At 59.4% G+C, this 21,881-nt stretch carries 24 protein-coding genes; 9 read left to right on the forward strand and 15 right to left on the reverse strand.

The window, feature by feature from the left end:
- The 3 genes from AC1DUP_RS01785 to hemF form a co-directional block, all read right to left on the reverse strand.
- The gene (locus AC1DUP_RS01785) at window positions 1–186 is read right to left on the reverse strand and encodes a DUF1059 domain-containing protein (RefSeq protein WP_113297556.1); all 186 of its coding nucleotides are present in this window, start codon (window positions 184–186) and stop codon (window positions 1–3) included.
- 121 nt (window positions 187–307) lie between these two features.
- Window positions 308–583 (reverse strand): hypothetical protein, encoded by a 276-nt coding sequence (locus AC1DUP_RS01790; RefSeq protein WP_113297557.1) that lies wholly within the window; start codon window positions 581–583, stop codon window positions 308–310.
- Window positions 584–711: 128 nt separating this feature from the next.
- Window positions 712–1,623, reverse strand: coding sequence for an oxygen-dependent coproporphyrinogen oxidase (hemF, locus tag AC1DUP_RS01795; RefSeq protein ID WP_113308803.1), 912 nt, complete (start codon window positions 1,621–1,623; stop codon window positions 712–714).
- A gap of 141 nt (window positions 1,624–1,764) precedes the next feature.
- Between hemF and AC1DUP_RS01800 the strand changes: the two genes are divergently transcribed.
- Window positions 1,765–2,025: a hypothetical protein gene (locus tag AC1DUP_RS01800; RefSeq protein ID WP_113308804.1), complete on the forward strand. Its 261-nt coding sequence runs from the start codon at window positions 1,765–1,767 to the stop codon at window positions 2,023–2,025.
- A 2-nt stretch (window positions 2,026–2,027) separates the two neighbouring features.
- Here the strand turns inward: AC1DUP_RS01800 and AC1DUP_RS01805 are convergent, their stop codons facing one another.
- From AC1DUP_RS01805 to AC1DUP_RS01815, 3 genes are all read right to left on the reverse strand, one after another.
- Window positions 2,028–3,674, reverse strand: a complete 1,647-nt coding sequence (locus AC1DUP_RS01805; RefSeq protein ID WP_113308805.1) for a Na/Pi cotransporter family protein — start codon at window positions 3,672–3,674, stop codon at window positions 2,028–2,030.
- Between the two features lie 189 nt (window positions 3,675–3,863).
- Window positions 3,864–4,325, reverse strand: coding sequence for a tRNA (cytidine(34)-2'-O)-methyltransferase (locus AC1DUP_RS01810; RefSeq protein WP_113308806.1), 462 nt, complete (start codon window positions 4,323–4,325; stop codon window positions 3,864–3,866).
- 148 nt (window positions 4,326–4,473) lie between these two features.
- On the reverse strand, window positions 4,474–4,611 hold the full coding sequence (locus AC1DUP_RS01815) for a hypothetical protein (protein ID WP_162747110.1): 138 nt from the start codon (window positions 4,609–4,611) through the stop codon (window positions 4,474–4,476).
- A 99-nt stretch (window positions 4,612–4,710) separates the two neighbouring features.
- On the opposite strand from AC1DUP_RS01815, the gene AC1DUP_RS01820 reads away from it, so the two are divergent.
- Window positions 4,711–6,567: an ABC transporter ATP-binding protein gene (locus tag AC1DUP_RS01820; protein WP_113308807.1), complete on the forward strand. Its 1,857-nt coding sequence runs from the start codon at window positions 4,711–4,713 to the stop codon at window positions 6,565–6,567.
- 68 nt (window positions 6,568–6,635) lie between these two features.
- Here AC1DUP_RS01820 and AC1DUP_RS01825 read toward each other — a convergent pair whose 3' ends face one another.
- Window positions 6,636–6,887 carry a ribbon-helix-helix domain-containing protein gene (locus AC1DUP_RS01825; protein WP_113297563.1) on the reverse strand — a complete coding sequence of 84 codons (252 nt, stop codon included), beginning with the start codon at window positions 6,885–6,887 and terminating at the stop codon, window positions 6,636–6,638.
- A gap of 162 nt (window positions 6,888–7,049) precedes the next feature.
- Here AC1DUP_RS01825 and AC1DUP_RS01830 point away from each other — a divergent pair, with 162 nt between their 5' ends.
- Complete coding sequence (locus tag AC1DUP_RS01830; protein WP_113308855.1) at window positions 7,050–8,948, forward strand: ABC transporter ATP-binding protein; 1,899 nt, start codon at window positions 7,050–7,052, stop codon at window positions 8,946–8,948.
- Here the strand turns inward: AC1DUP_RS01830 and AC1DUP_RS01835 are convergent.
- Window positions 8,919–9,848 (reverse strand): endonuclease/exonuclease/phosphatase family protein, encoded by a 930-nt coding sequence (locus AC1DUP_RS01835; RefSeq protein ID WP_113297564.1) that lies wholly within the window; start codon window positions 9,846–9,848, stop codon window positions 8,919–8,921. The two genes, AC1DUP_RS01830 and AC1DUP_RS01835, sit on opposite strands and share 30 nt — an antisense overlap.
- Before the next feature lie 287 nt (window positions 9,849–10,135).
- On the opposite strand from AC1DUP_RS01835, the gene petA reads away from it, so the two are divergent.
- From petA to AC1DUP_RS01855, 4 genes are all read left to right on the forward strand, one after another.
- Window positions 10,136–10,711: a ubiquinol-cytochrome c reductase iron-sulfur subunit gene (gene petA / locus AC1DUP_RS01840; protein WP_113297565.1), complete on the forward strand. Its 576-nt coding sequence runs from the start codon at window positions 10,136–10,138 to the stop codon at window positions 10,709–10,711.
- A 14-nt stretch (window positions 10,712–10,725) separates the two neighbouring features.
- Complete coding sequence (locus tag AC1DUP_RS01845) at window positions 10,726–11,994, forward strand: cytochrome b N-terminal domain-containing protein (protein ID WP_113297566.1); 1,269 nt, start codon at window positions 10,726–10,728, stop codon at window positions 11,992–11,994.
- A gap of 25 nt (window positions 11,995–12,019) precedes the next feature.
- On the forward strand, window positions 12,020–12,889 hold the full coding sequence (locus tag AC1DUP_RS01850; protein ID WP_113297567.1) for a cytochrome c1: 870 nt from the start codon (window positions 12,020–12,022) through the stop codon (window positions 12,887–12,889).
- A 114-nt stretch (window positions 12,890–13,003) separates the two neighbouring features.
- Window positions 13,004–13,546, forward strand: coding sequence for an adenine phosphoribosyltransferase (locus AC1DUP_RS01855; RefSeq protein WP_113297568.1), 543 nt, complete (start codon window positions 13,004–13,006; stop codon window positions 13,544–13,546).
- 10 nt (window positions 13,547–13,556) lie between these two features.
- Here the strand turns inward: AC1DUP_RS01855 and AC1DUP_RS01860 are convergent, their stop codons facing one another.
- The gene (locus tag AC1DUP_RS01860) at window positions 13,557–14,024 is read right to left on the reverse strand and encodes a MaoC family dehydratase (RefSeq protein WP_113308809.1); all 468 of its coding nucleotides are present in this window, start codon (window positions 14,022–14,024) and stop codon (window positions 13,557–13,559) included.
- Entirely contained in the window at window positions 14,021–14,491 is a 471-nt protein-coding gene (locus tag AC1DUP_RS01865; RefSeq protein WP_477831932.1) for a MaoC family dehydratase, read from the reverse strand. Before AC1DUP_RS01865 ends, AC1DUP_RS01860 begins: the two co-directional genes overlap by 4 nt.
- An 81-nt stretch (window positions 14,492–14,572) precedes the next feature.
- Between AC1DUP_RS01865 and AC1DUP_RS01870 the strand changes: the two genes are divergently transcribed.
- A complete protein-coding gene (locus AC1DUP_RS01870; RefSeq protein WP_477831933.1) occupies window positions 14,573–15,643 on the forward strand; it encodes a hypothetical protein in 1,071 nt (356 codons plus the stop codon).
- 119 nt (window positions 15,644–15,762) lie between these two features.
- On the opposite strand, the gene ychF is transcribed toward AC1DUP_RS01870, so the two are convergent.
- Entirely contained in the window at window positions 15,763–16,866 is a 1,104-nt protein-coding gene (gene ychF, locus AC1DUP_RS01875; RefSeq protein ID WP_477831934.1) for a redox-regulated ATPase YchF, read from the reverse strand.
- Between the two features lie 228 nt (window positions 16,867–17,094).
- On the opposite strand from ychF, the gene clpS reads away from it, so the two are divergent.
- Window positions 17,095–17,406, forward strand: coding sequence for an ATP-dependent Clp protease adapter ClpS (gene clpS / locus AC1DUP_RS01880; protein WP_113297573.1), 312 nt, complete (start codon window positions 17,095–17,097; stop codon window positions 17,404–17,406).
- 27 nt (window positions 17,407–17,433) lie between these two features.
- On the opposite strand, the gene AC1DUP_RS01885 is transcribed toward clpS, so the two are convergent.
- The 4 genes from AC1DUP_RS01885 to AC1DUP_RS01900 form a co-directional block, all read right to left on the reverse strand.
- On the reverse strand, window positions 17,434–17,889 hold the full coding sequence (locus AC1DUP_RS01885) for an N-acetyltransferase family protein (RefSeq protein WP_477831935.1): 456 nt from the start codon (window positions 17,887–17,889) through the stop codon (window positions 17,434–17,436).
- A 5-nt stretch (window positions 17,890–17,894) separates the two neighbouring features.
- Window positions 17,895–18,611: an aminoacyl-tRNA hydrolase gene (pth, locus tag AC1DUP_RS01890; RefSeq protein ID WP_477831936.1), complete on the reverse strand. Its 717-nt coding sequence runs from the start codon at window positions 18,609–18,611 to the stop codon at window positions 17,895–17,897.
- Between the two features lie 93 nt (window positions 18,612–18,704).
- Window positions 18,705–19,427, reverse strand: a complete 723-nt coding sequence (locus tag AC1DUP_RS01895; RefSeq protein WP_477831937.1) for a substrate-binding periplasmic protein — start codon at window positions 19,425–19,427, stop codon at window positions 18,705–18,707.
- Window positions 19,428–19,452: 25 nt separating this feature from the next.
- Window positions 19,453–21,810 (reverse strand): EAL domain-containing protein, encoded by a 2,358-nt coding sequence (locus AC1DUP_RS01900; protein WP_113297577.1) that lies wholly within the window; start codon window positions 21,808–21,810, stop codon window positions 19,453–19,455.
- Window positions 21,811–21,881 lie beyond the last annotated feature (71 nt).

Below are 21,881 nucleotides of genomic sequence, written 5' to 3' on the forward strand. Positions count from 1 at the left end.
TCAGGCCGCGTTCGCTTCGTCGCGGATGCGGGCCTTGATATTGTCCACCATGTTTTCGCGGATCGTCGTTTCGCCGTGGGCGGTCTTCATGTGTTCGACGGCGCGGCGAACGACTTCGGCGTCGTTGTCGGCTCTGGTGTGCCAGTCGCATCCGGGAACGAGCGTTCCGCATTCGAAAAGTCGCATGGTCTTCTCCTGTTTCTTAACTGCAAAACCAGCACGCTTTCGCGCGATTGAGGAATGTGCGGCAATTGAGAAGGTTCCGGGGAGAAGGTTCCGGCCGACGTGAACGCCGGCCGAAGCTCTGTTATTGGTGGGGCATTGCCCAAGCCATGTAGGTGTCCGAAAGATGGGCGGGCTTGTTGCTATTGGCAGCGCCCGTTGCCTGCTCTTGAAGCTCTTCCGGAGTTTTGCCGCCTGCGAGCTGCAGTTTCACCTGCTCGACGAAGCAGGAGAGCGGCAGGTCGGAGCCGCTCCTGGCCCTGAGGTCTTCGGCGATGCGCGTCAGAAATTCGGGCGCGTCGATTGCACGGGACGCTTCCGGGATATCTGCAGAAGCAGGCAAGCCGCTTTGTATCGTCATGACAATCCTCCTCCGATTGTAACGCACAGAGACTAATTTAGGACGCACTCGGTTCTGATGAAGGCCTTTCAACGCGATTTTACCGGAATAGTATTTCAATTTTATCAGCGCGCTTCTCGCGGCTTGAATCAGGGCCAGCGGACCACGGGCGGCAGGGATGAGAGAATGGATTCGACATTGCCGCCGGTTTTCAGGCCGAAGATCGTTCCCCGGTCGTAGAGCAGATTAAACTCGACATAGCGGCCGCGGCGAATCAATTGTTCGTCACGATCGGCCTCTGTCCACGTTTCATTGAAGTTTGAGCGGACGATCTTCGGGTAGACCATGGAAAAGGCCCGGCCGACATCCCGTGTGAAGGCGAAATCGGCATTCCAGCCGCCGGCTTCCTCGCTGGAGTGCAGCCAATCATAAAAGATGCCGCCGACGCCGCGCGCCTCGTTGCGATGCTTAAGGAAAAAATAGTCGTCGCACCATTTTTTATAGGCATCGTAGTCGGCAACCGCATGGTTGCGGCAGGTAATTTCCATGGCCTTGTGGAAGAGCTGCGTGTCCTCGTCTTCTTGCGTGCGGCGGCGGCCAAGCACCGGCGTCAGGTCGGCGCCACCGCCGAACCAGCGGCTGGTGGTGACGACCATGCGGGTGTTCATGTGAACGGCCGGCACGTTGGGATTGACGGGATGGGCGATCAGCGAAATCCCTGATGCCCAGAAGCGCGGATCCTCGCTGGCGCCGGGTATCTGTGACCGGAAATCAGGCGCGAATTCGCCGTAGACGGTGGAAGTGTGGACGCCGACCTTCTCGAAGACGCGGCCTTCCATCATCGACATGCGGCCACCGCCGCCCGCGCCATTTTCACGCGACCAGTCCTTGGCGACGAAGCGGCCGGGCTCCTGGTCGGAGAGGGGGCCTTCGAGTTCATCCTCCAGTGCTTCGAAGGATGCGCAGATAGTGTCCCGCAGTCCCTCAAACCATGTTCGGGCAGCGGTCTTCTTGTCCTCGATGTCTTCGGGCAGGCCGATCGGCAGTTCCGGTCTTTCCATGCGATTCGCTCTTTGTTGATTATGCTCATGGTTTAGCAGGTGCGGCAGGCGCCCGCCAGCGGATGGAGGCCGACAGGGTTCGCAAGATTCGACTCGCAACGGACGGATTTCGATACTATTTTTCATTCAGAGGTAGGTTTCATGGTGAAAATTCCGGGGCCTCCGCCCTTCGAAGGCTTGAAGCGCAGAATCGCAAAGCATCGGGCAGAAGCGTCCGCCCGTGAGCGAGATCATTTCGTCCGCGAGACATACCGAATGGGGCTTATGGAAGCCCGTGCCAAGGCGCGCGAATGGTTCGACGAATATCCAAAGGCGGCCTACTGGACCGAAGTGGAAAGCTGGCGTCAGCTCGAGGGCGATCAGATCGAATTCACCATGCGGCGTCTGCCGTCCGCCGACTAAACCTATTCTGCCGCGTCGCGCAGGCGGCTTTCGATCAGAAGGCCGCTCTCGTCTAGGATCGGATGGGCCACCGAGACGATGTGGGCGTTGATGCGTTTCAGATCGCGCAGCATGTCGAGATGAAGGGAACTCGTTTGCAGGCTGTCGGCGCGTCCGTCACGCAGGCGCTCCAGATGACGCTCGGCAGATTGTTTCTCCATGTGGCGAACCTCGACCTTCACTTCCATCATTTGCCGCGCGAGATTGAAATCGCGAGTGACGAAGATCGTTTGTGCGACACGCAGGTTGTCGATCGTCAGCTCGAACAGCTTGCGCAATTCCCTGTAGCCGTCTTCGGAGAATTTCAGGCCGAGCGAGGCTTTTTTGCCGACTTGCTCCAGCAAGCCTTTCTCGATGATGTCGCCCATGTGCTCGAGATTGATCGCGTAGTCGATGATGACGATCGAGCGGCGGGCGTTCTCGTCGCTGAGACCGGCGCGGCCGAGCTTGGAAAGATAGACCTTCACCTCCTGCTGCAGCAGATCGACACGCTTTTCGAGCGCAGGGATCTCGGCGAGCTTGGACATGTCATTGTGCTGGAAGGCATCCGAAGCCCGCAGCAGCATGCGTTCGATGAGATCGCCGACGCCGAGCACTTCGCGTGTCGCGCTGGCAAGAGCCACGACGGGCGTCGAAAGCTCCTGCATATCGAGAAACTTGGGACCCTGATCCGGCTGCTCATCATCGGGCACGAGGCGGGCAGTGAAGGCAGCCAGCATTCGGGAGAAAGGCCAGGCAAGAGTGGCGAGCAGGATGTTGAAGATCAGATGCGTATCGACCGGCAGCTTGGCCGGGCCGAAAGGCAACAAATGCAGGAGCGGGGCGGCGTAGCCGGCAAGCGGCAGGGCGATCAAGCAGCCGACCGTGCGGACGATGAGATTGCCGAGCGTGACGCGTCTTGCCGAGGCAGGGCCGGAGAGGGTGGCGACGACAGGCGGGATCGCACCGCCGAGATTGGCGCCAAGGACGAGAACGATGATGAGTTCAGGCGATACGATTCCCGTCGACGCCAGCGACAGGATCAGCACGACGACCGCAAGGCTGGATGAGGAGATGAAGGCAAGCGCTGCCGACAGGGCAAGGGCAACGGGCCAGGCATCGCCGAGCAGGCCGATGAAAGCTGCCAGTGCTGGCGATGTGCGCATGGGCTCTGTCGCATTGCCGAGCAGATGCAGGGAGAGCAGCATCAGGCCGATGCCGATCATGGCCGCGCCGCCGCCGTGGCGAGCGCTGGACTTTCCGCGATAGAGCACGATGCCGCCAAGAATGAGCAGCGGCGAAAGCCACTCGATGCCGGTGGCGACTATCCAGGCGGTTACGGCAGTCCCGACATTGGCACCGAGCAGCACGATCTGGGCCATGCGTGGCTTGATGAGATCGCGCTCCACGAAAGAGGCCGTCATCAGGGCAGTCGCGGTCGAACTCTGGAGGGCGATGGTCGCCAGGAACCCCGACAGGATCGAGCGCGGCCCGTTCGCCGTGCCTGTCGCAAGCCCGGTCCTCAGCCGTGCGCCGAAGGCACGCGTGACGCCGTCCTTGACCTGTGCGAGGCCGAAAAGCAGCAGCGCAATCGCGCCGAACAGATTGATCATGACGATCGTGGATTCCATGGGCTCGGTCTTTTTCTTCTTCTTGAAAAGAGTTCGCTCGATTCTACGAGTCTGTAGTCAAGCAAATCATTGGAATCGCAGTGCTCGCGCAGATTTATTGATTGCTCGGCTAATAAATATAGGCGCTTTTGCGCCGATTCAAAGCGTTGTTTACGACAGAATGGCCGGCAAGGACCGGCATTTTGCCCGTTATGCCCAGACGGTCTGGCGCATGGCTTCGCCTGCTATCATAGCGGCGGAGAGGGCGAGGTTGATCGAGCGTTGGCCCTCCACCATCGGGATCAGGATGCGTCCGTCGGCGCGTTCATGCACATGATCAGGCACCCCAGCACTTTCCCGGCCGAACAGCAGGATATCGTCCGGGCGGAAGGCGAAATCCGCATAGCGCTGCGATGCCTTGGTGGTGGCGAGGATCAGGCGTCGGCGGGTTCCAACACGCCATTTCTCGAAATGTTCCCAGTTGACGTGTCGCGTAAGCGCTGCCGCAGCCAGATAGTCCATGCCTGCGCGTTTCAGGTTTCGGTCGGAAATGTCGAAGCCCGCAGGTTCGATGATGTCGACAGCAAAACCCAGGCACGCGGCAAGGCGCAGAATCGTGCCGGTATTGCCGGGAATATCCGGTTGGTAGAGCGCCAGTCTGATATCCGCCATAAGGGAAGCCATCCGTTGCCATGATGCGCAAATGGCCTATCCGAACTGTGATTTTGAAGCAACAAGACGCTTTTTGACCATGGGACAGTCACTTTCCAAGAGTTCAGGGCTGGAAATTTAGGCATTTTCGCGTTATCGGTGCATATCTTCAATCGCCAACAGGGAGCGCCGACATGAATACATTTGTGCTGATGCGTCTCCTGCCCGTGATGCCACGCTTGGCGATCTGGCGCGTATAGGCGCTTTCTCTTCCCAATTGCCCATTTTTGAATAATTGCGCGGCCATTACGGCCTCGCCCCTTGAGCCTCCGGTTCCCATATGTGCTTTCGTGCGACACAAGAGCGCAAAGCAGGGACCGGAACGCGGAAGTTCTGGAGCGATTTCATGTTTGGCTGGTTCGAACAGCGACTTAATCCCTATCCGAGCGAGGAGCCGGTTGCTCCGCCGAAGGGTCTTTTTGCCTTCTGCTGGCACTACAGCAAGCCGGCGGCGGGATGGCTTGCGCTCATGGCCTTTCTGACGGCGCTGATCGCGGTCGGCGAAGTGGCGCTCTTCCAGTTCCTTGGCGATATCGTCGACTGGCTGACGAATGCCGATAAGGCGACCTTCCTGCAGAATGAGGGTCACAAGCTGATCTGGATGGGTGCGCTGGTGCTGATCGGACTGCCGCTCATCGCCGGTCTCGATTCGCTGATCATGCATCAGATGATGCTCGGCAATTATCCGATGATTGCGCGCTGGCAGATGCACCGCTTCCTGCTGCGTCATAGCATGACCTTCTTTGCCAACGAGTTCGCCGGACGCGTTGCCACAAAGGTCATGCAGACGTCGCTTGCCGTGCGCGAGACGGTCATGAAGATCCTCGACGTCTTCGTCTATGTCGTCACCTACTTCCTGTCGATGATCGTCATCATCGCGGCGGCTGACTGGCGGCTGATGCTGCCGATCCTTGCCTGGCTCGGCGTCTATATCGGCATCGTCGCCTATTTCGTGCCGCGGCTTCGCAAGATCGCCGCTCAGCAGGCGGATGCGCGCTCGCTGATGACCGGCCGTGTGGTGGATAGCTACACGAACATTGCCACCGTGAAGTTGTTCTCACATGCAGGTCGTGAAGAGGTCTATGCAAAGGAGAGCATGGACGGGTTCCTGGATACGGTGCACAGGCAGATGCGCAAGGTGACGCTCTTCCATATAAGTGTCTACATGAACAACTGCATCTCGCTGTTCGTCATTTCCAGCCTGTCCATCTGGCTGTGGCTGAACGGAACGATCTCGGTCGGCGCGATTTCCATCGCCATCGGCCTTGCGATGCGCGTCAACGGCATGTCGCAGTGGATCATGTGGGAAGTCTCGGCACTCTTCGAAAACATCGGCACCGTCTATGACGGCATGGAGATGATGTCGAAGCAGCACGATATCGTCGACAAGCCTGATGCGCCCACACTGACTGCGAAGAAAGGTGCGATCCACTATGATCGCATCGGCTTCCACTACGGCAAGGGCAAGGGCATCATCGACAACCTGTCGCTCGATATCAAGGCTGGCGAGAAGGTCGGTCTCGTCGGACGTTCCGGCGCCGGCAAGACGACATTGATGAACCTGCTCCTTCGTTTCTACGATCTGGAGGCCGGGCGCATCACCATCGACGGCCAGGATATCTCCGAGGTGTCGCAGGACAGCCTTCGTGCGCTGATCGGCGTGGTGACGCAAGATACGTCGCTCTTGCATCGTTCGATCCGCGACAACATCGCCTATGGCCGTCCAGACGCGACGGACGAGGAAGTGATCGAGGCTGCAAAACGGGCAAATGCCTGGGAGTTCGTCGAAGGGCTTGTCGATCTGCAGGGCCGCAAGGCGCTCGACGCGCAGGTTGGCGAGCGCGGTGTAAAACTGTCGGGCGGCCAGCGCCAGCGCATAGCGATCGCCCGCGTCTTCCTGAAGGACGCGCCGATCCTGGTGCTCGACGAGGCGACCTCGGCGCTCGATTCCGAAGTGGAAGCGGCGATCCAGGAAAACCTCTTCGCGCTGATGGAGGGCAAGACTGTCATCGCGATTGCCCACCGCCTGTCGACGCTGACTGAGATGGACCGGTTGATCGTGCTGGACAAAGGCCGCATGACCGAAAGCGGCACACATGGCGAACTGGTCAGCCACGGCGGCGTCTATGCCGATCTCTGGAACCGCCAGTCCGGCGGCTTCCTCGCCGATCACGAGGAAGAGGCCGAAGTCGCCGCCCAATAAAACAAGCCCTTCCCGTTTCTGCGGGGAGGGCTATTTTTTTGTCCTGCTGAAGAAAATCAATTTTCCGCTTAGAGCGTGCGGATCCGGTCAGCGCAGAGGCTGTCGGCCCAGTCGATGACGCGATGATGCTCCACGACAATGATCGAGTTCGAAGCGAGCGAACGAAGCGTGAAAATCCGCTGTCGCTCCTCTCGTTCGATCCAGCTTGCGATGGCGTCCGTCACGATGCTGTCGCGCGGCACGTCCATCGCGTCTGCCAGAGCGTCAAGCTTTTCCGCAAGGGGGAGCGGAAGATGCGCATTAAGCGTTTTCGTTTCCATTACTGCGGTCTCCGGTAAGGCGCGATCATGGCATGAGATCGTGGCTGCTTCCACCCGTATCAATAGAGATGACGCCGATATTACCGATCATTACGAAAATATAAGGTTGCGTCGGGCTTGTATTCTCTTTGCCGCAATTCTGAACGGGCCTATATCGCGATGATGCTGCTCACTCCGATCCTCCGCCTGTTCGAAACCTGGATAGATCCGTTCCGCGCCCGCGGTAATGTCCAACCGCCGGGCAATACGCTGGGATTCATATGGTTCTATATCGGCCAAGCCAGATGGCCGTTCATCGCCATGCTGGTGCTTGGCGGCATTTCGGCGGCGATCGAGGCAGCGCTCTTCTGGTTCGTCGGGCGGCTCATCGATATTCTCGGAGCGATAAAGCCCGGGGCCGGCTGGAGCACGCTTCTTGACGCCCATGGCGGCGAGCTTTTCGGCATGCTGGCGCTGATCGGCATCGTCCGCTTCGTCGTTGCCTTCCTGATCGCGCTGATCGACCAGCAGGTCATCACGCCGGGTTTCTACAACATGGCGCGCTGGCAGTCCTATCTGCATGTGTCGCGCCAGTCGCTTGCCTTCTTCCAGAGTGATTTTTCCGGCCGCATCGTCACCAAGGTCTGGTCGGCGGGGCAGGCGACAGGCGATCTCGTGACGTCGCTGATGGAAAGCGTCTGGTTCGTTGGCATCTATGCCGTCACTACCCTCGTTCTGGTGGGGCAGCTCGATTTATCGCTCGCGGCGGTGGTTCTCTTCTGGCTGGTGGCCTTCGGCGTGCTTGCGCGCTATTTCGTGCCGCGCATCCGCTATCACTCGCGCGAGACTGCGGAAGCGGCCTCCCTGCTCAATGGCCGCATCGTCGATGCCTACAGCAATATCCAGACGTTGAAGCTCTTCGCCCGCGACGAAGAGAGCGACCGGTACATGCTCGACGGCTTCAATGCCTACCAGGAAACGGTGCTGAAGTTCACGCGCTTCATCACTGGCGTTCGCGCGTCAATGGCGCTGCTGTCGGGCCTGATGATCGTCACAATGGCAGGCATCAGCGTCGATCTGTGGCTGCGCGGACTGATCAGCTCGGGCGGGGTCGCCTTTTCGCTGACTCTGGTGCTCAGGCTGAACTTCCTGCTCGGGCGATTGATGACGCAATTCAACGGCATCATGCGCAACCTCGGAACCATCCAGAATGCGGCCGAACTGATTTCGCAGCCGCTGCATCTCGTCAACCGTCCCCATGCGAAGGAACTCGTCATCAAGCAGCCGGGCATCCGCTTCGAGAATGTTTCCTTCCATTACGGCAAGGAAAACGCAGTCATTGGGAATTTCTCGCTGACGATCCGGCCGGGCGAGAAGGTTGGTATCATCGGCCGCTCCGGCGCAGGCAAATCGACGCTCGTGAACCTTCTCCTGCGCCTTTACGATATTCAGGGTGGACGCATCCTTATCGACGGGCAGGATATCGCCGCCGTCACGCAGGAATCACTGCGCATGCAGATCGGCATGGTCAGCCAGGATACGTCGCTGCTGCATCGATCCGTGCGCGACAATATCCTGTTCGGCCGGCCAGATGCCGGCGAGGAGCGCCTCGTCGAGGCAGCCAGACGCGCCGAGGCGCTCGACTTCATCGAGTTGCTGCGGGACCAGCAGGGCCGCAAGAGTTTCGATGCGCATGTCGGCGAGCGCGGGGTCAAGCTCTCGGGCGGCCAGCGTCAGCGCATCGCCATTGCGCGTGTGATGCTCAAGAATGCGCCGATACTCGTTCTCGACGAGGCGACGTCGGCGCTCGATTCGGAAGTGGAGGAGGCGATCCAGTCGAACCTCAACCGCGTGATGGAAGGCAAGACGGTGCTGGCGATCGCCCACCGGCTTTCGACGATCGCGGCACTCGACAGGCTTGTCGTGGTCGACCGCGGCAAGATCATCGAAGAAGGCACGCATGATGCGCTTCTGAAACAGGGCGGGCTTTATGCAGAGCTCTGGGCGCGCCAGTCCGGCGGTTTCCTCGCCTCCGACGATGACGATACGCGCTCAGTATTCGCGAACGAAATCGCTGACTAGGCCATAATGGTTCGAGCCGAAGCTGTCTTCCAGCCGGCTCGTCGAGCGGATGAGCAGCGGTGGTCTTGCGAAGATATGGTCGATGCTGATGCCGAACGGCCCGGCGGAGACCGGCCAGGTCGTGGGTTCGGGAAATGCGGTGGTGAGGCCCGAACCGCGCAGTAGTTCCTGAATGGTTGGTGCGAGGATTGCGGAATTGAAATCCCCGGCAACCACCAGCGCACCGGTGCGGGACTGCATGATAGCCTTCAGCTCCACCAGTTCATCGGCCTGAAAATCGTCGAAATAAGGCTTGGTGAGGTGCGGAAACAGAAAATCTACCCAGGTTCCGTCAAAATCGATCTTGATCGAAACCAGCCTCTGCTTCCAGAGAGCGCCGAGATCGTAGACCTTGTGCGCGGCAAATGGGCGTTTCGACAGCACGAGCGTATCGCAGGCGTCGCTCGTGTCGCAGCCGATGCGATATGGATAGATCTGTGCCAGCCGCGGCAATTGCGAGAAGACCGGTTGTGCTTCCATGATGTCGACCACATCGGCGCCGGATGCCAGCACGGCGTCGGCGATCTTCTCGCCGTTCCCGAAATTGTCGAACTCGATATTGAAGGACATCAGCCGGAAAAGGCGGGGGGCATCTTCCGCAGGCATTTTGCCGGCGAATTCGCGCAGCATTATGACGCCGTGGATATTCAGGAAGGTCGCCACTGCCAGCATCACGAAGCCGTACCAGTGCCGCTTGAAAAAGAGGGCAACGACCGCGCCAATGGCGCAGATGATGCTGAGATGAATCTGGAAGCTATAAACGAGCGAAAGCAGCCAGAAATCGGTGAAGTAGCGAAGCGAAACGAGAGCCAGAACGATGGTGATGAGGACGCTCAATACGCAGAAAACAGTATGCCTCATCGGCGCAAATCCAAATTCGTATGGCAAACTCACCAGCGCCTAACACGCCCCCTGCTTTGTTGCAATGCAGCAAAGTTGCAAGCCAGTGATTGCCTTAAAAAATTCACTGAAATTTCCCGCGACATTGTGCCCTCATCCCCTTGCCAAGGCTGGACATAATTTGCGATCAAGCATAGAACGCGCCGGATTGGTGGGGAATCTATGGCCGAAATATGTTGTGATAGATTCGCCGCCTCTGGAGGGGCAGGGCGGAATTCCGCGACAATTGCGCAGAGGATGGTTAAGCCGTGAGCGAACACTTAACGACAAGCGAGGCCGCAGAGCCCACTCGCCGTGATTTCCTTTATCTCACCACTGGCATGGCTGGTGCGGTCGGCGCCGTTGCGGTTGCGTGGCCGTTCATCGACCAGATGCGTCCGGACGCGTCGACGCTGGCGCTTGCTTCCATCGAAGTCGATGTTGCAAGCCTTACGCCCGGCATGTCGCTGACGGTAAAGTGGCGCGGCAAGCCAATCTTCATCCGCAACCGCACGCCGGAAGAAGTCAAGGCCGCAGCCGATGTGCAGTTGTCGGACCTCAAGGATCCGATCGCCCGCAACGCAAACCTTCCTGCCGATGCTCCTGCAACGGGCGCTGACCGCTCGGGCGGCAAAGATAAGGAAAACTGGATCGTCATGGTCGGCACCTGCACCCATCTCGGTTGCGTTCCGCTCGGTCAGGCCGGTGAATACAATGGTTGGTTCTGTCCCTGCCATGGCTCGGTCTACGACACGGCCGGCCGCATCCGCAAAGGTCCGGCGCCGCAGAACCTGGCGATTCCGACCTTTTCGTTTTTGTCCGACACGAAGATCAAGATCGGTTGAGGGGAGACTGATTAATGAGTGGCCATTCCAGCTACGAACCATCAACCGGCCTGGAAAAGTGGGTCGATGCGCGCCTTCCACTGCCGCGCATGGTCTATGACAGCTTCATTGCCTATCCGGTTCCGCGGAACCTGAACTACGCTTACACTTTCGGCGCCATGCTCGCCGTCATGTTGATCGTGCAGATCCTGACGGGTGTCACGCTCGCCATGCACTACGCCGCCGACACGACGATCGCCTTCAACTCCGTTGAAAAGATCATGCGCGACGTCAACCACGGCTGGCTGCTGCGCTATATGCATGCCAACGGCGCATCCTTCTTCTTCGTCGCCGTCTACCTGCACATCGCCCGCGGTCTCTACTACGGTTCCTACAAGGCGCCGCGCGAAATCCTCTGGATCCTCGGCGTCGTCATCTACCTCTTGATGATGGCGACCGGCTTTATGGGCTACGTTCTGCCTTGGGGGCAGATGTCCTTCTGGGGCGCGACCGTCATCACCGGCTTCTTCTCGGCCTTCCCGCTGGTCGGCGAATGGGTGCAGCAGTTCCTGCTTGGCGGCTTCGCCGTCGATCAGCCGACGCTGAACCGCTTCTTCTCGCTGCACTACCTGCTGCCCTTCATGATCGCCGGCGTCGTCGTCCTGCACATCTGGGCTCTGCATGTGGTCGGCCAGACAAATCCGACGGGCGTCGAGGTCAAGACCAAGACAGATACGGTTCGTTTCACGCCTTACGCAACGCTCAAGGATGCGCTCGGCGTCTCGATCTTCCTGCTCGTCTATGCCTACTTCGTCTTCTACCTGCCGAACTATCTCGGCCATGCCGACAACTACATTCCGGCCGACCCGCTGAAGACCCCGGCCCACATCGTTCCGGAATGGTACTTCCTGCCCTTCTACGCCATGCTGCGTTCGATCACCTTCAACGTCGGTCCGATCGACTCCAAGCTCGGCGGTGTTCTGGTGATGTTCGGCGCCATCCTCGTGCTGTTCTTCCTGCCCTGGCTCGACACTTCGAAGGTGCGTTCGGCGGTCTATCGTCCGTGGTTCAAGCTGTTCTACTGGCTGTTCGCGATCAACGCGATCATCCTGGGCTGGCTGGGTTCGCAGCCTGCGGAAGGCCTGTACACGACGATCTCGCAGGTCTGCACACTCCTCTACTTCGCCTTCTTCCTGGTCGCGATGCCGGTTCTCGGTCTGGTGGAAACACCGCGCCGCATTCCGAACTCGATCACTGAAGCGGTGCTCGAAAAGCGCAACAAGACTGCTGCGGCCAAGGCCTGAGCGAGCGACGGGAAGGACCAGAAATATGAATAAGCTTGTTGCAAGCATTCTCTCGCTTGCTGTCGTGGCCGGTCTCGGTGGCGTGGCTTTCGCCCAAGAGGCGGCTCCGGCCGCTCACCATGAGGAAAGTGCCACCCCGCACTATCCGCTGAAGGAGCCGAAGGAGATCGACTGGACCTTCGCCGGTCCGTTCGGCAATTACGACAAGGGCCAGCTGCAGCGTGGCCTGAAGGTCTACACTGAAGTCTGTTCCGCCTGCCACTCGATGAACCTCGTGCCCTTCCGCATGTTGAGCGAACTCGGCTATTCGGATGCGCAGGTGAAGACCTTCGCAGCCAATTACGAAGTCCAGGACGGCCCTGATGCCAACGGTGAGATGTTCACCCGCAAGGCGGTTCCGTCAGACCACTTCCCGTCGCCCTATCCGAACGCGGAAGCTGCCGCTGCCGCGAACAATGGTGCGGCTCCGCCGGATATGTCGCTGCTTGCCAAGGCACGCGAAGTCGAACGTGGCTTCCCGCAGTTCGTTTTCGACATCTTCACCCAGTATCAGGAAAGCGGTCCGGACTATATCCACTCGCTGCTGACCGGCTACGAAGAGCCGCCGGCCGGCTTCCAGGTTCCGGCAGGTGCGCATTACAACCCGTATTTCCATGCCGCTGCCGTCCTCGCCATGCCGAAGCCGCTCTCCGACGACCAGGTCACCTATGACGACGGTTCGCCGCAGACGGTTGATCAGTATTCCAAGGATGTCTCGTCGTTCCTGATGTGGGCGTCCGAGCCGCATCTCGAAGAGCGTAAGCGCACCGGCTTCATGGTCATGATCTTCCTGCTGATCTTCACGGTGCTGATCTACCTGACCAAGCGTTCGATTTACTCCCGGACCGATCACTAAGCGATCTTCATTCCCAAGGAAAAGGCGGCTTTACGGCCGCCTTTTTTATTTGGTTTGGTCAGGCGCAATTGATAGTGTGCGGCGCTTCATGCCCCTCGCAGATACGGATTTTCGATGAACAATACGCTTTCGGAGCTTGCGGCCAGCATCCGCTCCATTCCGGATTACCCCAAGCCCGGCATCATCTTTCGCGACATCACCACGTTGCTCGGCAATCCACGTGCCTTTCGCCGCGCTGTCGATGAACTCGTGCAGCCCTATGCCGGCCTGAAGGTCGACAAGATCGCCGGTATGGAAGCGCGGGGCTTCATCCTCGGAGGTGCCGTCGCGCATCAGCTTTCCTCTGGTTTCGTGCCGATCCGCAAGAAGGGCAAGCTGCCGCATGAGACGGTGCGCATCGCCTATAGTCTGGAATATGGCGTGGACGAGATGGAGATGCACCGCGATGCCGTTCAGCCGGGCGAGAAGGTGATCCTTGTCGACGATCTGATCGCTACAGGCGGCACGGCTGTCGGTGCAACCAAGCTGCTTCGCCAGATCGGCGCTGAAGTGGTCGGCGCCTGCTTCGTCATCGACCTGCCGGATCTCGGCGGCCGCAAGAAGCTCGAAGATCTCGGTGTCGAAGTGCACACGCTGGTGGAATTCGCCGGCCACTGAGTGGGCCAGGTTAGTCGAATTCCAGCACGCTACTCTCGAAGCGGATGACTGCAATACCATTCTGGTTGACGCCTTCGCAGAGGATGGCGTTGAGATGCCAACCCGGCCGCGACGTGAGCGGCCGGCTGGAGAGAAAGGTCACCGAATAGGTGATCGTCTCGTCGACAAAGACCGGTTTTAGCCATTGCAGCTTCTGGAAGCCGGGCGAGGGACCAAGCTTTGGCGGCTCCATGCCCTGTTCCGACAGCCGGCGCATTTCTGCCATCCAGTGATCCAGAAAGCAGCGCATCCAGGCGGCCACCGTATGCCAGCCGGAGGCGCAGAGGGCGCCGAACATGGTGTCCTCCGCCGCCTGCCTGTCGATATGGAAGCGTTGCGGATCGTATTTCCTGGCAAAGCGGAGGATTTTTTCCTCGGTGAAGACGTAAGCGCCGATCTCGACCTTTTCGCCGGCGGCATAGAGTTCCGACATTCTCATGCGCCTGCCTCCGAAGTGTTGCGCATGCCGAAGATGACGGAATTTTCCGACAGGCAGACCAGTTCGCCGCGCTGGTTTTCCACCTCATGGCGGAATTTGACGATACCGAGGCCCGGACGCGTGCGCATCGGACGTGCCTCCAGCACCGTCGAATGGCCGGAGAGCATGTCGCCCGCAAGCACCGGCTTGCGCCACTCCATGAAATCGACGCCTGGGGCGCCTTCGCAAAGTGAGTTCAACACGAAGCTGTCGGCCATCATGCGCATGAACATCGCCGAAGTGTGCCAGCCGGATGCCGCGAGGCCGCCGAGGATGCTGGCGCGGCCGGCGGCCTCGTCCAGATGCATGGGCTGTGGGTCGAACTCCGCGGCGAATTCGATGATTTCGGCTGCCGTTACCGCTTTCGGGCCGAGCGGAAATCGACGGCCGGGCTGGAAATCCTCATAGGCGAGCTTTTCTGCAGGCATCAGGGTCCCTCATCATAGGCAGGCCTCATTGCTTACAATAGCATCCGCGCGGGCTCAATGATTCCGTAGGGACGAACCAGGATGGCTGAACTAAGGTCGATACTCGATGAGGCGGCGCGCGAGGGGCTGATTACCACTGAGGCGAGCTCGCGGCTGGCGCCGTTTCTTGAGGCGCGCGGCGTGATCGTCGAGGCGCGTACGGCCGGGCCTTCGGAGCCGGCCTGGTCGGATACCGAGACGCCGCGTTTCGTGCGCGGCTTCCACGATGTGCTGATCACCATCGGCATTCTCATCGCACTTGCAGGACTCTGGGGGATTGCGTCACTCTATGCGGTGCTGCCGGCGATCCTGGTGCTGGCGGAAATCCTCATCAAGCGCCAGCGTCTCGCTCTGCCGGCCGTCGTGCTGACGCTGGCGGTCTTTGCCTGGACCTTCCGGATGATGCTGTCGCTCTATCCGTCCAATGCTGATCTGTGGCTCACCGGTGACGGTATCGACCGATTTATCGTCGCATTCCCCGTCATCATGGGGCTTTTCTATCTGCGCTATCGTGTGCCGCTTGCACTCGCGCTCTCCATCTTCTCCAGTCTTGCCCTCGTGCTGGCTCTTGTCTTCCGGATTCTCCAGTGGGCGAGCGGTGACGATGCCTTCATCCTCAATCATCCCACGCTCGTCTCGATCATCCTGTTTGCCTGCGCCGTCGGCCTGTTCGTCGCCGCACTCGGCTTCGACCTCAGCGACAGGTTCCGCCGGACGACGCGATCGGATGTGGCCTTCTGGCTTCATCTCGTCGCCGCACCCGCCCTGCTTTACAGCATACGGATATTGCTCTCGCTCGACGGCGGCTGGCTGGATATCATGGACGCCAATTCCTTCAAGACGCCTGTCGTCGTCGTAATCGTCGCGCTGCTGATGCTGGTCGGTCTCATCATCGACCGGCGCGCTTTCGTGACGTCCGGCCTGCTGACGCTGGGACTGGCGATCTATGGGATATTCCGGCAGGGGAGTGCGACCGTCGATATCTACATCTTCGGAACGCTTGTTATCGTCGGCGTGATCGTGCTCGTCATCGGTACGGGCTGGATGCCGCTTCGGCGCATCGTGCTGCGCGCCTTGCCCTCAGGCGTGGTGGAAAGGCTGCCGCCCGGCTGAGCGGCAGCTAAAAGCGTGTCGCGATCTTTCAGATCCGTTTCCCACGCTTTAGGCCTTGGTTTTCCGCATGTCGTTATCGCAAAACCGCTCCACAGTTTTGCGCGACATGTTTTGGTCAATCACGTGTTGAAGCGGAAGTGGATGACGTCGCCGTCCTGGACGACATATTCCTTGCCTTCGTCGCGTGCCTTGCCAGCTTCCTTGGCGCCGACTTCGCCGCCGAACTGAATATAGTCGTCATAGGCGATTGTGTTGGCGCGGATGAAGCCGCGTTCGAAATCCGAATGGATCACGCCTGCGGCCTGCGGCGCCTTGGTGCCACGCTCGATCGTCCAGGCGCGCGTTTCCTTCGGTCCGACCGTGAAATAGGTGATCAGATGAAGCAGCTTGTAGCCGGCACGGATCAGGCGATCGAGGCCTGCTTCGTCGAGACCGAGTGCCGAAAGGAATTCCTCGGCCTCTTCATCCGGAAGCTGGGCGACCTCGGATTCTATCGCCGCCGAGATGGTGACGGTTTCGGCACCCTGAGCCTTCGCCATCGCAGCGACGGCCTCGGTATATTTGTTTCCGGTCGCGGCATCGCCTTCGGCGACGTTGCAGACATAGAGAACCGGGTGCGATGTCAGAAGGTTGAGGCCCTTCAGGATGTCGATCTCTTCGGCATCGAGCTTCGAAAGTAGCGTGCGGACCGGCTTGCCGTCCTGCAGCAGCGCGAGCGAGGCCTCCATGATCGGCAGCATTGCCATGGAATCCTTGTCCTTGCTGGTGGCGCGCTTTCGCGTCTGCTCGGTGCGGCGCTCGAGGCTGTCGAGGTCGGCGAGCATCAGTTCGGTCTCGATCGTATCAGCATCGGCAACCGGGTCGATGCGGCCTTCCACGTGTGTGATGTCGCCGTCTTCGAAGCAGCGCAACACATGCACGATGGCATCGACTTCGCGAATATTGGCGAGGAACTGGTTGCCGAGACCTTCACCTTTCGAGGCACCGCGCACGAGGCCGGCAATATCGACGAAGTTGATGCGGGTCGGGATGATTTCCTTGGACTTCGCGATGTTGGCAAGCTTCTGCATGCGTTCATCGGGAACAGCCACTTCGCCGGTATTCGGTTCGATCGTGCAGAAGGGATAGTTCGCCGCCTGCGCGGCTGCCGTCTTGGTGAGTGCATTGAAGAGGGTCGATTTGCCGACATTCGGCAGGCCGACGATACCGCATTTGAAGCCCATGGCTGAAACCTGCTGTTCTCTGGAAGTCCTTGGTCGTGGCTATGGGATAAAGGAGGGGAGCGGTCAAGTCTTAGAGAGCTTTTCTCGCTGCTCCCTTGCCGACAGGGCGTAGCAGCTTTATTCTTATGGTAGCGGGATATCCCCCGGCACCAAGTGTCGAAATTCTGCAATCTAAAAGGTTTAGTTAGATCGAAACCCCTTCCCATGTCATCAACGGGCGGATTTCCGATGGTTGACAACGACATTGCCTTAAAACCCAAGACCAGAACGAAGCTCAAGCTGGACAAGCCGAAGCTTTACAAGGTCATCCTCGTCAATGACGATTACACGCCGCGCGAATTCGTCATCATGGTGCTGAAGGCCGTCTTCCGCATGAGCGAGGACACCGGCTACCGCGTGATGATGACGGCGCACAAGCTCGGCTCGTGCGTGGTCGTGGTCTGCACCAAGGACATAGCGGAGACCAAGGCCAAGGAAGCCATCGACCTTGCAAAGGAGATGGACTTTCCGCTGATGTTCACCACGGAGCCTGAGGAATAGGGGCCCGAGGAACAGGACCTGCGCGTCTCAAGACGCCCGGCGGATCTGATAGCCGGTCTTGTCCTGCACGAAGCCGCAATTTTCATAGAAACGCAGTGTTGCCGGATTTCTCGATCCGGTCAGCAGCATGATCTTGTAACAGCCGGCTTTCCAAGCTTCCGCAATCGCATGCTGGATGACTTTGCCGGCATAACCTTGCTTGCGGTGGTCGGCGTGGGTGACGACGTTTTCGATCAGCGCGTAAGAGGCGCCATTGCGCGTCAGGTTGGGCACGATGATCAGCGTTACTGTCGCAGCAGCAATCTCGCCGGCAACGCCGATGAAGATCGTCATGCCGGGCTGCGCCAGAATGGCGGAGAAACGTTCGATTGCCACATCAGGCGCGAGGACCGGATCGGTCGGGCTGAGGTGCTGGTAAAGGGTGATCAGGTTCTGCAGATCGCGGATAACCGCAGGTCGGATGCTTAAATCCCCGTCCGCCATGGCGTTCAGTCGCCCTTGTTGCCGAACATCTTCTTCAGCATTTCGGCCATGGGGCCGGTTGTCGGAAGCTTCTGCTGGCTCTGATTGCGGGCCTGATGGATATGAGATTTCCCCGCCGGCTTCTTCTCCGGCTTCGGTTTTTCTTCCTCCGCCTTGCCACCGAGCGCCAGCGCGATCTTGTTCATCAGCTGGGAATCCTCTTTGCGGACCAGCATTTCGGCATTGTCGGCGAGCGTGTCGAGAAGCAGCCCCAGCCAGTCACTGTCGACCTTGGCGAAATCGCCAAGCACATGGTTATGCACCAGTTCCTTGACGCCGGGATGGCCGATTCCGAGGCGCAGGCGGCGGTATTCCTTACCGCAATGGGCGTCGAGCGATTTGATGCCATTGTGGCCGCCATGGCCGCCGCCGGTCTTCAACCGCGCTTTGCCGGCCGGAAGATCGAGCTCGTCATAGATCGCCACGAGATCGGACGGCTGCAGCTTGTAGAAGCGCATGGCTTCGCCGACCGCTTCGCCCGACAGGTTCATGAAAGTCTGTGGCTTGATCAGCAGCACCTTCTCGCCGGCAAGCTCGCCTTCTGATATCTCGGCCTTGAACTTCTTCGACCAGGGCGAAAAGCTATGGCGGCGGTAGATGGCATCCACTGCCATGAAGCCGATATTGTGCCGGTTGCCGGCATATTTCGCGCCGGGATTACCGAGACCCGCGATGATCAGCATGGCCGTTTTCCTTGCAAGAGCTGTTGCCGTTCACCACCGCGAAACGGCGTTAAAGTCAAGTGGCAAAGGCGGGCGTGAACGACGGTGCGCCCATCAGTTCAGCAGATGCAGGCCATATTTCAGGAAAATCTGCTTCTGTTCGCCGCTGGCAATCAGCTTGTCCAGCGCGGCCTGCATGCGGCCCAGAAGGTCGTCCGGGAAGTTCTTCTCGCAGGCGATACCCATCGGCTGGGAGGAGAGCACCGTTACCATTTCCAGGGGCTGGTCGGCCTTCAGCTTATGGAAATATAGTTCGGAGATCGGCATCATGTCGATGCGGCCGCCGAGCAGCTTGCGCAGCGTCGCGTTGAAATCGCTGGCGACATCGAGCTTGGTGAAGCCCTTCTCCTTCAGCGTCACTTCCGTGTAATCGTCGCGCTGCGTGCCGATCACGTATTTCTTGGCGTCTTCAAGATCGGCTGCCGAAACGCCCGATCCCTGGCGGGTGATCAGGATGTTACGGTCGATGAGAAGTGGCTCGACCCATTTGAACAGACCGTTACGCGCGGCGTTATGGGCGGTCGCGAATACGCAGGTCATCGGCGTTGCGCGGGCGAGGCTGAAAGCACGAGCCCAGGGCATTACCTCGATCGTATAATCGATGCCGATATCGGCCATGACTTTCTCGACCTGGTCGACGGTCGCACCCTTGATGACCTTTCCGTCGCGGTAGTTGAAGGGGGCGTATTCCTCGGTCACGAAGGCTACCGCCTGGGCTGAAGCAGACGTGGCAAAGCAGGGTAGGGTAAGAAGTGCAAGAAGCAGCAGCTTTTTCATCGTATACCTCCCATATCTCGTCAGTTCATGAAGCACGCGCCACGTTCGGCAGCGAGATGCTCAATTCCTCGATCAGCTTTGCAGCGTTTTGCGGACGGTGGAACAGATAGCCCTGACCATAGTCGAGGCCCATTTGATGCAGTGTGCCGCATTCCTCCTCCGTCTCGATGCCTTCGGCGATGACGGTACAATTCATCTTGTGAGACAGCGTGGTGATGCCTTCGATCAGCATGCGGCTCTTCTGGCGCACGTCGTCGTCTGCATCATTGATGGCGCGGGTGAAGGACTGGTCGATCTTGATAATGTCGACCGGGAAGCGGTTGAGATAGCTCAGCGACGAGTAGCCGGTACCGAAATCGTCAAGCGCAATGCGGCAGCCGAAACGGCGAAGTTCCGTCACGATCATGCGGATCTGTGGGTTGTCGTGCATCAGTACGGCTTCGGTGATTTCGACGACGATACGATCCGGCAGGATGCCATGGCGGCCGAGGATAGCGGCAAGGCGGGCAGCGAGCGCCGGCTCGAACTGCAGCGGTGAGAAATTGATCGCGAGATAGGTGTCCTGCATGCCGGGCAGGCGGGAGATCTTCGCCAGATTGGCGATCGCCTTTTCCATGATGACATTGCCGACGCGGACGATCTTGGCGGTTTCTTCGGCCACGCTGATGATCTCGGCCGGCGGCATGAGACCCTTCTGGGGGTGGTTGAGGCGCATCAGCGCCTCGAAGCCGGCGATGCCGCGGCCGTTCAGGTTGACGATCGGCTGGAGATAGGCCTCGAACCAGTCGTCGGCGAGGCCGGCTTCGATATGGGCTTCGATCTCGGCGCGGCGGCGGGCGTGATCGAGCATGCCGCTATCGAAGATCTGTGCGCCGTTCTTGCCGTCACGCTTCTTGGCGTACATGGCCATGTCGGACTTCTGCAGCAGTTCGGCAGCGGTCGCGGCGTGGTGAGGATAGATAGCGATACCGACAGAGGCGCTCAGATGCATATCCGGGCCGAACGGCGTCTCGAAGATCGAAGCGATCTGGTCGCACATGGCGCGGGCGCGCTTTTCGGCATTCTTGGCCGGCAGCAGGATCGCGAATTCATCGCCGCCGAGACGGGCCGCTTCATCGGAGGGGGCAAGCAGGGTCTTCAGCCGCTCCACGAGCTCGATCAGGGCAGCATCACCGGCAGCATGGCCCATATTGTCGTTGATCCACTTGAAACGGTCGAGGTCGACGAAGAGGCAGGCGAGTTCCTGATCGGCGGCATCGGCGGCAGCAATCTTGCTGTCGAGCACGGCTTCGAAGCCCTGGCGGTTCAAGAGACCGGTCAGATGGTCTGATATCGCCTGGCGATGGTTGCGGTCTTCGGAGGCCTTGAGTTCCGTCACGTCGGTCATGACGGAGAGCGACTGACCTTCCTGTCCCTGGGTCGTGAGCGCCGATTCCATGATGAGGACGTCCATGATGCGGCCGTCCATGCAGACGAACTTGACGGTGACGTCGCCGGTGCCGTTTTCACGCTGGCTCTTGCGCTTGATGAACTTGTCGCGGGTGAAGGGGGTAACGAGATCGCAGAAGTTTCGGCCGATGAGCGCGGCGCGATGGTAGCCGGTCGCAAACAGCCAGTAGTCGCTGACGGCGGTGATGCGGTCTTCCTCGTCGAGGGAGAAGAGCATGGCGGGCGTCAAGTTGTAGATGTCGGTGGTGCGGCGATGCGCGAGTTTCAGCTCGGTTTCCTCGTTTTCGAGCTTCGTCTGCATTTCGTTGAAGCTCTGGGCGAGCCGACCCATCTCGTCGTTCGATTGCCAATCGACATGGTGGCGGGAGCCGAGCTGACGTGTCGCCTCGATGGCGGCCGTCAGGCGCATCAGAGGCTGAATGACGAAGATGCGGTTGCCGATGAGAGCGGTCGCGAAAACGGCCAGCACCGCGAAAATGAAGATCGAGATGAAGACGACTTCTTCCTGCTTCAGGCCGGAGAACAGGCCGAGTGCCGGATAGAAGACGGAAATGCTGCCGAGGTTCTTCGGCCCATCGACGGTGTTGTAGATGATGGCTCGGGAAACCTGAACCAGCTTGCCATCGAAGGATCTCGGAATGGTCGACTGGCTCACATCGAGTTCGCCGGACTGGTCGCGGACTTCCACCTTGACGATGGCGCCCTGCGAAACGACCGTCGCGCTGATCTGGGTCACGCTATCGGCATCGAGATCCCAAAGCGGCTTGGCGAGCGCCTGAGCGTTGGCCACAAGAAGAACGGAGATATGGTCGCGTATTTCCTTGTCGGCGCGCTCAGAGGAAAGGAAAAGAAAAAGAACAAAGAGGGGAGCTACAAAAACAAGCAGCGCGCCGCAAACAATCGTAAAAAATCTGTTCTCAACGGAATTATTCATGGTTCCGTTTGCTCCACGGGGTCAAAATATTCTGCGGTCGCGCAGCAGGGCGGGACTTCGCAACCGGCCGG

Source organism: Rhizobium sp. 01L419 (assembly GCF_056400025.1).